This is a genomic window from Arthrobacter sp. zg-Y20 (genome assembly GCF_030142075.1).
GTDB lineage: Bacteria > Actinomycetota > Actinomycetes > Actinomycetales > Micrococcaceae > Arthrobacter_B.
On the sequence record NZ_CP126241.1, the window covers coordinates 969,196 to 981,551 of the forward strand.

Consider the following 12,356-nt stretch of genomic DNA (forward strand, 5'->3'; position numbering starts at 1 on the left):
CGCAGCACCGCGGTTTTCTCCCCAATCGTTCCAATGAACAGGAGCAATTCAATGGCCATCATCGATGCCATCCACGCCCGCGAAATCCTCGATTCCCGCGGCAACCCCACCGTTGAGGTGGAGGTGCTGCTCGACGACGACACCTTCGGCCGCGCCGCGGTACCCTCCGGTGCCTCCACGGGTGCCTTCGAAGCCAACGAACGCCGCGACGGTGAGAAGAACCGCTACCAGGGCAAGGGCGTGCTGCAGGCCGTCGAAGCCGTGATCGAGCAGATCCAGCCGGCCCTGCTGGGCTTCGACGCCGCCGACCAGCGTGCCATCGACCAGGCCATGATTGACCTGGACGGCACCGAGAACAAGTCCGGGCTCGGCGCCAACGCCATCCTCGGCGTCTCCCTGGCCGTGGCCCGTGCCGCCGCCGAATCCGCTGCCCTGCCGCTGTACCGCTACCTCGGCGGCCCCAACGCGCACATCCTGCCCGTCCCGCTGATGAACATCCTCAACGGCGGCTCGCACGCCGACTCCGACGTTGACATCCAGGAATTCATGATTGTTCCCCTGGGCGCGCAGACCTACTCCGAGGGCCTGCGCTGGGGCGTGGAGGTCTACCACAACCTCAAGTCCGTGCTGAAGGAAAAGAACCTCTCCACCGGCCTGGGCGACGAAGGCGGCTTTGCGCCGAACCTGCCCTCCAACCGCGCTGCACTGGACCTGATCATCGAAGCGATCCAGCGCGCCGGCTACGTACCGGGCACCGACATCGCCCTGGCACTGGACGTGGCAGCCTCCGAGTTCTTCAAGGACGGCGCTTACCTCTTCGAGGGGCAGAACAAGTCCGCGGCCGAGATGTCCGCGTACTACGAGGAACTGGTCCGCGACTACCCGCTGGTCTCCATTGAGGATCCGCTGGACGAGGAAGACTGGGACGGCTGGAAGACCCTGACCGCTTCCATCGGCGACAAGGTGCAGATTGTTGGTGACGACCTCTTCGTCACCAACCCCGCCCGCCTGGAAACCGGCATCAAGAACAACGCGGCAAACTCGCTGCTGGTGAAGGTCAACCAGATCGGTACCCTGACCGAGACCCTGGATGCCATCACCATGGCCCAGCGTGCCGGTTACACCACCATCACCTCGCACCGCTCGGGTGAGACGGAAGACACCACCATCGCCGACATCTGCGTCGCCACCAACGCCGGGCAGATCAAGACCGGCGCTCCGGCCCGCTCCGAGCGTGTGGCCAAGTACAACCAGCTGCTGCGCATCGAAGAAGAGCTCGACGACGCCGCACGCTATGCAGGCCGCAGCGCTTTCCCGCGCTTCAACGGCTAGCATCTGCGCACCAGCCGCCTGAAGACCCGATTCCGGGCCTGCAGGCGTTGCGTGGACGGCCCGGACACTGCGGGTGGGTACCCTCGAAGGAGGAACCCGCCCGCGGTGGTTTCCGGGCCGGTTTTTTATGCTGGCGCAGGATCCGCAGCATCGACATACTCCAAGGACTCAGAACGCATGTCAACGCGACGCCCCCAGGTGCCCAGGTCCCCGGCCCCCGTCCGGACCGCCGGAGCGAAACCTGCTCCTGCAAAGTCTTCAGCCAAACCTGCCGCCGCGAAAGCTGCCGGCTCGAAACCCGCTGCCGCCAAGCCCGCTGCCGCCAAGCCCGCTGCCGCCAAGCCCGCCGCCTCGAAACCCGCCGCCAAACCTGCAACGCACCAGCGCAAGCCCTCCGCGTCAGATGCCCGGGCCGCCGCGCGTTCCCAGCTCTCCGGAGCGATCCGCCGCCAGGCCGGGGACGTGCAGAAGGAGAAAAACGCGGCGCCGGTTGCCGCTGACGAAGAGCTGCGGCCGGTCCCGGCCAAGGCCTTCTCCGGCCGGTTGCTGGTGCTGGCCATGGTCATGGTGGCCATCACCGTGCTGCTGGCTCCCTCGGTCCGCACCTATCTGCAGCAGCGTTCAGACATCGCCGCAGCCAGGGCCGAAATTGCCCAGGCCCAGGAAAAGCAGTCGGAACTGGAAGTCCAGCTGGGCCGCTGGGAAGACCCGGCCTACATCAAGCAGCAGGCGAGGGACCGGATTTTCCTGGTGATGCCGGGGGAGAAGCGGTACCTGGTCAAGGGCGAAAACGGCGTGGAGGAAGCTGAAGCGAAAGCGGCCGAGGAGGAGCCTGAAGACCTCCAGTGGGTCGATTCGCTGTGGGACTCGGTCAAGAGATCGGCCACGGCACAGTAATCTGGAGGCTGATAGAACAGCAGCCCGGGGCCCGTCGCGGCCCCCACGGAAGGAACTTCTGAGCATGACGCAGGACCAGCTCGCCCCCACCCAGGAAGACCTGGAAACGCTGAGCAGGCAGCTCGGCCGACCGGTGCGCGACGTCGTCGAGATCGGTGCCCGCTGCGTCTGCGGCAACCCCCTGGTGGCCACCACCGCGCCGCGGCTGAGCAATGGCATTCCCTTCCCCACCACGTACTACCTCACGCACCCGGTGATCACCGCCGCCGTCTCCCGGCTCGAAGCTGCGGGCCTGATGACGGACATGACCCGCCGGCTCGAAGACGATCCCGAGCTTGCACAGCGCTACCGCCGCGCGCACGAGCACTACCTGCAGGTGCGCAACGAAATCGGCGAACGCACGGGCACCGGACCGGTGCCGGAAATCGACGGGGTTTCCGCCGGCGGGATGCCCACCCGGGTCAAGTGCCTGCACGTGCTGGTGGGGCACTCCCTGGCCGCCGGGCCCGGCGTGAACCCGCTGGGCGATGAGGCGCTGGCCGCCATTTCCGAATGGTGGACAGCTGACCGGTGCTACTGCGAAGGTGCTTGGGACACTGCCGGAGCGGCTCCGGCCCGGGACCTGAGCCGTCACACCAAGACGCAGGGCCTGAGCCCGGAAGAGCTGGAAAGCAAAAAAGCGGCCCGCCGGCTGGGCGGCGGGGCAGCGGAAGAAGCCGCAACGAACGAGGGAGAACTGTGAGCGACCAGAACACCACCGGGAGTGTGCGGGTTGCCGCCGTTGACTGCGGCACCAATTCCATCCGCCTGCTGATCGCGGACATCACCCGGGACGCCGACGGCGCGGCCCGGCTTACCGACGTCGTGCGCCTGATGCGTGTGAACCGTCTGGGACAGGGGGTGGACGCCACCGGCCGGCTGGCCCCCGAAGCGCTGGAACGCACGTTCGCCGCGGCAGACGAATACGCCGCACTCATCCGCGAGCACGGTGCTGCCCGGATCCGTTTTGTAGCCACCTCAGCCAGCCGCGACGCTGAAAACCGGCAGGAATTCGTGGACGGCATCCGGGAGCGGCTCGGCGTGGAACCGGAAGTCATCAGCGGCGACGAGGAAGCCGAGCTTTCCTACACCGGTGCCGCCAGCGTTTTTGCCGGCAGCAACGGCGCCAAGACACTCGTGGTGGACCTGGGCGGCGGCAGCACCGAGTTTGTGCTCGGCGACAGCACCGGTGTCCTGGCGGCCAAGAGCACCAACATGGGCTGCGTGCGGTTCACCGAACGCTACCTGCTTTCCGACCCGCCCACTGAAGCGGAAATCGCCGGTGCGCGGGCCGAGATCCTGGACATGATCGCTTCCGCGCAGGCAACCGTCCCGCTGGCCGAAACCGACCGGCTGGTGGGTGTGGCCGGGACCATCACCACCGTCACCGCCGCAGCGCTGGACCTGGCGGAGTACGCGCCCGAAGCCATCCACGGCACAGAGCTCAGCAGGGAAGAAATCGACCGCACGGCGGATGCGCTGCTGCACCGGGACCGCGCCGCACGTACCGGCCTTCCGTACATGCACCCCGGCCGGGTCGACGTCATCGGGGCCGGTGCCCTGATCTGGCGCACCATTGTGGACCGCGTCGAAGAACTGACGGACGGCCGGGTATCTTCGGCGTTCGCCAGCGAACACGACATCCTTGACGGCATCGCCCTGAGCGTCGCCGGGTGAGCGCCGCAGCTGGGGCCACCGGCCGACGCAAAGCCGCCCGCCTTCGGACCGCGGCCGCCGTGCTCGTGGCCGCCGTGGCGCTCCCGCTCCTGGCCGCCCCCGCCGCACAGGCCGATGAGTGGCGGGACAAGCAGTACTGGCTTAACGACTACGGCATCACCGAGGCCTGGAAGACCACCAAGGGCGCCGGCGTCAAGGTAGCCGTCATTGACACGGGCGTGGACGCCAGCCATCCGGACCTTGCCGGAGCCGTTGTAGGCGGAACCGATGTTTCCGGAGCCGGCGACCCCAAGGGCGCCAAGGGCCTGGGCACCACGCCCGAGCACGGCACCCTGGTGGCGACGCTGCTGGCGGGGCGGGGCCACGAGAAGCCAGGCGAAGCAAAAGAGGGCGAAAAGAAGGAACGCACCGAAGGCATCATCGGCGTGGCACCGGAAGCCGAGCTCCTTGCGGTTTCCGCCTGGATCGGAGGCACCAATCCCGGCGGCGTCCCCATCGACACGCAAATCCCCAACGCTGTCCGCTGGGCCGTAGACAACGGCGCCAAGGTGATCAACATGTCCCTGGGCAGTACCTCAACTGCCTGGCCGGAAAGCTGGGACAACGCGTTCCTGTATGCCGAACAGCACGACGTCGTAGTGGTTGCGGCTGCCGGTAACCGCGGTGTGGGCATGGTCCAGGTGGGGGCTCCGGCCACCATCCCCGGTGTCCTGACCGTTGCCGGCCTGAACCGGCAGGGCGAGGCCAGTTGGGATTCCTCCTCCGAAGGCATCAGCATCGGCGTGGCCGCTCCGGCCGAGAAACTGATCGGCGGGCTGCCCGAAGGCACTGCGCGGTATGCCGACTGGGAGGGCACCTCCGGAGCGGCTCCGCTGGTTGCCGGTGTTGCGGCACTGATCCGGTCCGCCCATCCCGAGATGAGCGCGGCCGACGTCGTAAACCGGATTGTCAGGACTGCCCGGGACGCAGGAGCGCCGGGCACCGACACCATCTACGGCTACGGCATCCTGGACGCCAACGCCGCGCTGAATGCCGATGTACCCTCGGTTTCCGTCAACCCCCTGGGCACCATCGCTGAATGGATCCGGGTCCACCGCCGGGTGGCGGACGTGTCGCCGGGCACCGCAGACATTCCTGCCCCCACCGTGCCGGACCTGCCTGAACCGACTGTTCCGGCCGCGGCCGCACCTCCGGCCGAAAACAGTTCACTGCCCGCCGCCGTAGTGCTGGGATTCAGCGGGCTGCTGCTCGCGGTGCTCCTCGCCGGAACCGTACACGTTGCCATTGTCCGGCGCCGGCAAGCACGTTCCGAAGCGGGCGAAGCCACCGAATCCGGTTCCCTTGATGAAGTTGGTGTGAGCTAGCGAAAAACCCGATGTGCCGTTTGTCAAATAGTTCGTGAAGACTTTCACAAACTCGGGTAGGATTGGCGTATGGCATCGAACAAGCAGTTTTCTGATCGTCCCCGCGTTCTGGTGGTCGGCGGTGGTTACGTCGGTCTATACGTAGCCAAAGACCTCCAGAAGAAGGTCAAGGCCCAGGGCGGCATTGTTACGGTAGTGGATCCGCTTCCGTACATGACGTACCAGCCGTTCCTTCCCGAAGTCGCCGCCGGCACCATTGAGGCCCGCGACGCCGTTGTATCCCACCGCATGCACCTGAAGAGCACCGAGCTGATCACCGGCAAGGTCACTTCCATCAACCATGCTGCCCGCACCGCCACGGTAGAGCCCGGCGACGGCAGTGAACCGTTTGAGCTGCCCTACCAGGACGTTGTCCTGGCCGCAGGCTCCATTACCCGCACCTTCCCGATCCCGGGCCTCGCGCAGGCCGGCATCGGCATGAAGAGCATCGAAGAAGCCGTCGGTACCCGCAACCACGTGCTGGAGCGCATTGAAACCGCCTCCCTGATGCCCGTCGGCCCGGAGCGCACACGCGCCCTGACCTTCGTCGTCGTCGGCGGCGGCTTTGCCGGTATCGAAACCCTGACCGAGATCGAAGACATGGCCCGCGACGCGGTCCGCCTCAACGACCGGCTCCGCCGCGAAGACCTCCGTTTCGTCATGATCGAGGCCATGGGCCGCGTTATGCCCGAGGTCAAGCCGGACCAGGCCGAGTGGGTTGTATCCAGCATGCGTGAGCGCGGCATCGAGGTGCTGCTGAACACCTCCCTGGCTTCCGCCGAGGACGGCGTCCTGAAGCTCATCAACATGGCTGACAAGTCCCCGGCCGGCGAATTCGGTACGGACACCCTGATCTGGACCGCCGGTGTGCAGGCCAACCCGATGGTGCGCGCCACCGACTTCCCGATCGACGAGCGCGGCCGTGTCCGCGCCAACGCCGAACTGCGCATCACCGGTGACAACGGACCCATCGACGGCGCCTGGGCTGCCGGCGACGTCTCCGCCGTCCCCGATCTCTCCGGCGGCGGTGTTGGCGGCTTCTGCGTCCCGAACGCACAGCACGCCGTCCGCCAGGCCAAGCTGCTGGCCAAGAACATCATGGCCGCCCGTTACGGCGTCGGCAGCGTCGAGGAATACAACCACAAGAGCCTGGGTGCCGTTGCCGGCCTTGGCCAGTACAAGGGCGTTGCCAACATCATGGGCTTCGGCATGAAGGGCTTCCCGGCCTGGCTGGCCCACCGCGGCTACCACGGCCTGGCCATGCCGATGTTCGAGCGCAAGTTCCGTGTGGTCTCGGGCTGGCTGCTGAACGTGGCCTACGGCCGCGATGTGACCGACCTGCGCAACCTCAAGCACCCGCGCCGGAGCTTCGAGGAAGCAGCAACTCCGGCCAAGAAGCCGGCAGTGAAGGCCTAGCTTTCCGCGTCACTTCATAAACCGCAGCGGCGGCCCTCCCTCGGGAGGGCCGCCGCTGCCGTGTTTCCCGCCCTCCGCGGCTTTCCAGTACGCTTGGAAGGCAATTGTCCAGGCCCCAGTAGCCCAATTGGCAGAGGCAACCGACTTAAAATCGGTGTGTTGTCGGTTCGAGTCCGACCTGGGGTACCAAACATCCCTTATCGCAGTAGGGGAGTAGCTACCGTGCACTCACCTGAGATAGACCGAAACAGGGCCTAGGTCATCGATAAGTCATCACAAAGTCCCAAATACACGCTGAAAACCCTCGTTAGTCATCAAGTCGCAGGGGTCACCCCTACCCAAACAGGAACGAGACATGCATGGACCTGAAAACCTTCCTCCTCGCCAGGATCGCGGAGGACGAGGCAGTGGCGCGGGCGGCTGTGCGAAGGGATGGTCGCTGGCATGTTGACCAGGGCCACCCGCTCGACGAGTCAGTGGTGCAGGGTGACATTCACATCTATGACGAGGGTGGTCACACAGCCGAGCAAGCCCTCCATATCGCCACCCATGATCCTGCCCGTGTCCTTGCCGAGTGCGCGGCCAAACGGGCGATTGTGGAGCTACATGAACTCGGACCGGACGACAGGTCTGCGGGCAAAGAGCAAGGCTGCATGATCTGCGGCGAATGGGATGACTACTCAGGGTGGGGCATCACTGGTCCGTGCGCCACCCTCCGCGCCCTTGCGGCCGTGCATGCCGATCACCCCGATTACCAGCCCGAGTGGGCACAGGAAGCGAGCCAAGCATGAGCGTCAACCCTTTGGAGCAATTCGTGTCTGATCCCAAGCTGGCCGAAGCGATGAGCAACCTGCACGCTGTCGCAACCAAAGCAGCGGAGGCAGGCCGGAAGTTCAGCCAGGACTACGAAGCAGCACAACGGCGCCAGCACCTCGAACGTTTGGAACGCCAGCGCCGCTGGGAGCAGATGAGGGCCACAAACTAGCGCTGCAAGTCGTAAGGGTCCACCCAACTCGACTCCTCGCGCCGGATCCTGACGACGGCACCGGCTGGCACCCATTCGTCCGTGACCAGCCCTTCCGGTTCGGCATGGAATAACACCATGTCTCGTGTCCACGCCAACGCTTTCCCATCCCGCACCGACCCGTCATGCCACCGCACACGGATGTACGGTTCACGCCTGTACGGGGCATGCACGACGTCGGACGGATCAGGACTACGCCCCAACATGCCGAAACCTCCCACATAACTTCCTAAACCACTTCCCAAACGGGAAGTTACACATTAATGTGGGCTACATGCGAACAACCACACAGCGAATACTAGCCGCCATCCTCCGCTTCAACTGGTACCGGTACTTCTGCCTCATGGCGATCACCGGCATCGTCCTCCTCATCGGGATCATCATCGGATTCCAATGGGGCGACTCGCTCCTTGTCGAACCCATCCAATACGACGCCTAACCACGCGAAAGCCGCCCCCAGTCCGTTGACCAGGGGCGGCTAACTTATGCTCAGATGCTGCAGGCGGTGATCGTGTGCGCGCATTCCCAGTGTGAGCCCGGGAACCCGATGTCCGCCGGCGACGAACCCACCGACGATGCTGCGATGATCGCCGCCACGCACACCGCGACAGCGCCACCCATGTTCTGGGCCACCGCCGAACCCACCGCCGCATACGCCTCCCGATGATTCCAGGACGGGTTCAACTCCGATAACAAACGGGCCAACGCTGACCCCTGCCCCGGTGTCAACGACGGAACCAAGTAATCAACAGGTGTTGCACTAACAGGTGAAGGGTGCGACATTGTGTGAGTCCTATCTATAGGGCGATAGGGGTCGGCGCTTACCGGGCAAAAGGGAACGCCGGCCCCACTTCTATGTAGATGCCGGCCCAACCCTGTTTTAGAGCGCACTGACCTTACCCGTGTATGGCCCACTGTGTTCCCCAAGAAAGCAGTCGTGCCGCGGTTGGTTGGCTGTGAGGCCAACAACTTGTCAGTAAGTAAACAGCACCCTGACTAGTCGGTCAACGACTGTTAACGCAAAAAGGGCCCCACCCTTTTCGGGGTGGGGCCAATCATGCGTTTAGGCGCGGTGCTTCGGCGTGTCCTGCGAATACGAGTCCGGGGTTTTGGCGAGGCCGAGCAGCCACCCAACCTGCGGGATCTTCGTCTCGATGAGTCGGACCACAATGTAGTAGGCGCCGGTCAGCGCCGCGGTGAGGAGCGCGGAGAGTGATGCCTGCCCTTCCGCATCAATGTCCAGGTTCACCAGTGCCAGCCACGAAATGACAGCACCCGCCACAACGGGGACGATGGTGCGGATCAGGGATGCAACAAACGGGTTCACTTGGTGTCCTTCACTTCGAGCTTGATGTTCACCTGGTCAATGAGCGACTGTGCGTTAGCCTTCCCTGCCGCCTCTGTGACCGCCGCAGCGAGCATCTTCGGGTCAACAGTGGTCATCACCGTTTTGGAAGCGTCTGCGGCCTGCCCAGCGAACGCGTTGCCGTACCGGATGTAGTCGGCCAGCGTGTACGTTTTGCCCTGCTCGAACGGGTGCGGGAGATGCGTGGACAGTAGCCCGCCCACAGCGTTGATCGCGGCGTCGGCTTTCGCTTCGGCTCGTGCTGCTGCTTCCTTCGCTTCGGCCGCGAACTGGTTGGCGTACACGAGCACGTCGATGGCCTGCTCCTTCTGACCGCGAACCGTCGTGCGGTAGGACCAAATTTCCTCGGGTGTTGCCATGTCTTCTTCTTCCTCGATGATGTTGCCTGTGGGCAGGATGCTTGCGGACCCGCCTAGAGCGCGGGCGAGCCTGTCGATTTTGCTGAGGTCCCACACACCCGGGCACTGAGTTGCTTGCCAGTCTCGGTGGGGGATGAGCGGCAGATCGCCGTACATGGCGCGTAGATCGCGGACACGCTCAGCGACGGTTGCGTAGTCTGCCTCCGAAGCGCGTGGCCTGCATTCCAGGTGGATACTGGTGGCGTTCCCCACCGCATTCCCAGCAGCCCACGACGCGTCTCCGTGGTTGACGATGACTGCGACCCTGCCCGCTTCAATAACTTCGTGGGCGGACGTTGGTTTGGTGTTGGTACAGAGGAAATTGCAAACACCCTCGAACGTGTCTCCCCATTCAGGAAGCCCCCACCAATGGATCGTGATGGAGTCAATGGTGCGGGCCCTGCCGAAGGTGGCAGGTACGCTCGCGCCTGGTGTGTAGTTCCGGGAGTTCAGGTTGGTTATGAGATCGTAAGCCATAGGCCCTCCTTGGGGCATAAAGAAAGGCCCCAGTGTGTGGGGCCTTATATGTGGATGCCGTTGGGTGGCGGGGTCGGTATTTCGTCGTCGTGCCCGTGCCGGCGGATCACTGCTATGAGCCGGTAGCAGTAGTTGATGAGGACGTTGTTGTGGTCCTTCACAACGCGTATCTCATCCTCAGTGGACTTCACCCGAACCTCAAGGTCATCTATCCGCTCATTCAGTTTGTCGATCAGCCCGTCACGGTCCGCGATGGTGTCGCGGCGTTGCGTTGCGAAGTCTTCCGGGCCACGGGTTTTCTTGGTGATGAGTGTGGAGACGAACCCGATGGTGGATACTGCGAGAGCCCCTAGTGCTGCTACGAGTGTGCCGTCCATCAGGCACCATCTTCCGTGCGGATGGCCGCGCGGCGTACACCGTCCTTCACGATGAACACTCGTGCCACCAGGGATGCTGTGAGCCCGATCGCTAGGGAGACTTGTGCGCCGCGGAGGGCGTCACCCGTGGACACCCAGAGGCCCGACTGGATGATGCCGTAGCAGACGGGTCCGCCCGCAAAAAGCCAGATGCCCGCTATTTCGATTTGCCGTCCGGGGATGCGGAAGCGGCGGGGTTGTGCGGCCATGATGAGGCCGGACAGGCTGACGACGAACCCGACGACGGTGAATGCGCACCAGAGCCATAGGAATAGGCCGCCTGTGCCTGCTGGTCGGACACTGTCGCCGGAGAAGTAGAAGACGGGCCACATGATGCCGAGTGAGACTTTGACGATGACGAACGCCCAGTCGACGCGGTCGAGGTGTTGGAGGGCTCGTTTAGCCACGGTGCACCACCGTTTCATGGTCCCTGCTTTGTTTGCATGGGGGGCCTTTCGTTGGGCGTGGTGTTTTGTGACCCGCCCCAGTTCGGGTAATAGTTGGCATGTCGAACTCCTAAACAGTTCGGTGTAGCCCCCGCACTTGTTCGCGCAGGTGCGGGGGCGTTTACGTTAGTTGGTGCTGCCGGTGGGGTTGGCGTCGCTGGCGTTTGTCTTTTTCAGCGCTTGGACGGCGGCGAGGATCATGTTGTCGGTGATGACGGTGTTGGTTGATCCGGGGACACTGTTGCCGACGAGGATCGCGGACTCGTATGCGGCATCCCAGCCTGGTTGTGCGGAGAAAGCCCATGCTCGGGCTTGTGTCCATTCCATTGGGTTGGGGATACCTTCGCGGGCGGCGCTGGCTGCTATGCGGCGGTGGAGTGTGTAGTCCTCTGCGAGTGTTGCTTGGGTTCTGAAGCTCATGGCTTCCTCTCAGTTTGAGACCTTTGTTACTTGAGTTTTTCGATGGCGACGCGGATGTTGCAGTTGAGTGTGGTGCCGCTGGTTTGTTTGACGGTGAACACGATTTTTTGTGTTGTGGGCAGGTAGAGGTTGGGTGTGGTTAGTGTGCCGTCCCATTCGTTGGGGATGGGCATGTTGATGTGGGTGCGGGTTTCGTCGCTGTTGAGGATCGCGATTCGGCCTTGTGCGCCCATTGGTGCGCCGCAGTCTGCCCGGTAGGTGATGGCGTAGACACCGGCTGTGAGTGTGATTGCTCCTGCTTCGGCGGGGGTGGCGTATGAGCCGTTTTTGGTGGTGGTTTGGTCGGGTGTGAATGGGGTGGTTGGCTTCCGGTTTGTGGTGCCGGTGGGGAGTGAGAATACGGTGGTGAACTCGGCGTGCTGAACATCGAGCAGATTCCCGTTCACCTTCACATTGCCGAGCAGGTTCACGTACGCAGCCGTGTCTCCCACGCTTACCGTTCGCCCAGGGGTGTTGACCTCGATGAGCGAGGACAACAGTCCACCGATCGCTACATTGTCGGAGACGAGTCGGGTTGTTGGGCCGAGGGTCATTAGGGTGCCGCCGGACCTGCCTGACGAGCCAAGATAGAGCGATTCTCCATCCGCGCTATACACCCCGGGAGAAAGGGCGCGATCCACGCCTTCCACTTCAAAAAAGATGCCGGGGTTTGCGGCCTCCTGCCCGAGCAAGTTGCGGGAGACGGTCGTCATACTGACGCTGATGTTGCGGGGCGGGTTCTCGGCCGTCTTGCCCTTGCTGGAGATGGTGCCGGTGACCACGACGTCGGTGAGTGCGGCTTCGGCGAGGTTCTGCCGCTCGATCACGATCTCTTTTTGCACCGTCTCCGTGAGTGCCGTGCCGACGCTCTCATTGATGGTGCCGCCCTCGACAATGTTGCCGACATTCACATACGTGCGCTGCGACGTCAGCTGCTCCACCATGCGCTCAAGATCAGCGAACCCGCTGAGCCAACCGCTGCGGCGTAACCTGCTGGGGGATACCG

17 protein-coding genes and 1 tRNA gene are annotated in these 12,356 nt (G+C 63.9%); 11 read left to right on the top strand and 7 right to left on the bottom strand.

Annotated features, from left to right (window positions below; all coding sequences use genetic code 11):
- Positions 1–51: 51 nt before the first annotated feature.
- From eno to QNO06_RS04725, 9 genes are all read left to right on the top strand, one after another.
- Positions 52–1,332 (top strand): phosphopyruvate hydratase, encoded by a 1,281-nt coding sequence (gene eno / locus QNO06_RS04685; protein ID WP_227914215.1) that lies wholly within the window; start codon positions 52–54, stop codon positions 1,330–1,332.
- Between the two features lie 177 nt (positions 1,333–1,509).
- Complete coding sequence (locus QNO06_RS04690; protein ID WP_269437460.1) at positions 1,510–2,229, top strand: FtsB family cell division protein; 720 nt, start codon at positions 1,510–1,512, stop codon at positions 2,227–2,229.
- A 64-nt stretch (positions 2,230–2,293) separates the two neighbouring features.
- On the top strand, positions 2,294–2,971 hold the full coding sequence (locus QNO06_RS04695) for a DUF501 domain-containing protein (RefSeq protein WP_227914214.1): 678 nt from the start codon (positions 2,294–2,296) through the stop codon (positions 2,969–2,971).
- Positions 2,968–3,945: a Ppx/GppA phosphatase family protein gene (locus QNO06_RS04700; RefSeq protein WP_227914213.1), complete on the top strand. Its 978-nt coding sequence runs from the start codon at positions 2,968–2,970 to the stop codon at positions 3,943–3,945. The genes QNO06_RS04695 and QNO06_RS04700 overlap by 4 nt, the downstream gene beginning before the upstream one ends.
- Positions 3,942–5,309 (top strand): S8 family serine peptidase, encoded by a 1,368-nt coding sequence (locus QNO06_RS04705; protein WP_442860196.1) that lies wholly within the window; start codon positions 3,942–3,944, stop codon positions 5,307–5,309. Before QNO06_RS04700 ends, QNO06_RS04705 begins: the two co-directional genes overlap by 4 nt.
- A 69-nt stretch (positions 5,310–5,378) precedes the next feature.
- On the top strand, positions 5,379–6,764 hold the full coding sequence (locus QNO06_RS04710) for an NAD(P)/FAD-dependent oxidoreductase (RefSeq protein ID WP_227914212.1): 1,386 nt from the start codon (positions 5,379–5,381) through the stop codon (positions 6,762–6,764).
- A gap of 112 nt (positions 6,765–6,876) precedes the next feature.
- A tRNA-Leu gene (locus QNO06_RS04715) sits at positions 6,877–6,953 on the top strand.
- Between the two features lie 170 nt (positions 6,954–7,123).
- The gene (locus QNO06_RS04720; RefSeq protein ID WP_227914594.1) at positions 7,124–7,555 is read left to right on the top strand and encodes a DUF6221 family protein; all 432 of its coding nucleotides are present in this window, start codon (positions 7,124–7,126) and stop codon (positions 7,553–7,555) included.
- A complete protein-coding gene (locus tag QNO06_RS04725) occupies positions 7,552–7,749 on the top strand; it encodes a hypothetical protein (protein WP_227914592.1) in 198 nt (65 codons plus the stop codon). Before QNO06_RS04720 ends, QNO06_RS04725 begins: the two co-directional genes overlap by 4 nt.
- Here QNO06_RS04725 and QNO06_RS04730 read toward each other — a convergent pair.
- The gene (locus QNO06_RS04730; protein ID WP_269437465.1) at positions 7,746–7,868 is read right to left on the bottom strand and encodes a hypothetical protein; all 123 of its coding nucleotides are present in this window, start codon (positions 7,866–7,868) and stop codon (positions 7,746–7,748) included. The genes QNO06_RS04725 and QNO06_RS04730 overlap by 4 nt on opposite strands.
- A 194-nt stretch (positions 7,869–8,062) precedes the next feature.
- Between QNO06_RS04730 and QNO06_RS04735 the strand changes: the two genes are divergently transcribed.
- A complete protein-coding gene (locus tag QNO06_RS04735) occupies positions 8,063–8,227 on the top strand; it encodes a hypothetical protein (RefSeq protein WP_227914588.1) in 165 nt (54 codons plus the stop codon).
- Between the two features lie 72 nt (positions 8,228–8,299).
- Positions 8,300–8,455, top strand: a complete 156-nt coding sequence (locus QNO06_RS04740; RefSeq protein WP_227914585.1) for a hypothetical protein — start codon at positions 8,300–8,302, stop codon at positions 8,453–8,455.
- A 396-nt stretch (positions 8,456–8,851) separates the two neighbouring features.
- On the opposite strand, the gene QNO06_RS04745 is transcribed toward QNO06_RS04740, so the two are convergent.
- The 6 genes from QNO06_RS04745 to QNO06_RS04770 form a co-directional block, all read right to left on the bottom strand.
- Complete coding sequence (locus QNO06_RS04745; RefSeq protein ID WP_227914581.1) at positions 8,852–9,115, bottom strand: hypothetical protein; 264 nt, start codon at positions 9,113–9,115, stop codon at positions 8,852–8,854.
- Positions 9,112–10,029, bottom strand: a complete 918-nt coding sequence (locus QNO06_RS04750) for a peptidoglycan recognition protein family protein (protein ID WP_227914579.1) — start codon at positions 10,027–10,029, stop codon at positions 9,112–9,114. Before QNO06_RS04750 ends, QNO06_RS04745 begins: the two co-directional genes overlap by 4 nt.
- A 44-nt stretch (positions 10,030–10,073) precedes the next feature.
- Complete coding sequence (locus QNO06_RS04755; protein WP_227914578.1) at positions 10,074–10,406, bottom strand: hypothetical protein; 333 nt, start codon at positions 10,404–10,406, stop codon at positions 10,074–10,076.
- Entirely contained in the window at positions 10,406–10,852 is a 447-nt protein-coding gene (locus QNO06_RS04760) for a hypothetical protein (RefSeq protein WP_227914577.1), read from the bottom strand. The genes QNO06_RS04755 and QNO06_RS04760 overlap by 1 nt, the downstream gene beginning before the upstream one ends.
- A 165-nt stretch (positions 10,853–11,017) precedes the next feature.
- Positions 11,018–11,311: a hypothetical protein gene (locus tag QNO06_RS04765; protein ID WP_227914576.1), complete on the bottom strand. Its 294-nt coding sequence runs from the start codon at positions 11,309–11,311 to the stop codon at positions 11,018–11,020.
- A gap of 26 nt (positions 11,312–11,337) precedes the next feature.
- Positions 11,338–12,294 carry a hypothetical protein gene (locus QNO06_RS04770; protein WP_284162747.1) on the bottom strand — a complete coding sequence of 319 codons (957 nt, stop codon included), beginning with the start codon at positions 12,292–12,294 and terminating at the stop codon, positions 11,338–11,340.
- Positions 12,295–12,356 lie beyond the last annotated feature (62 nt).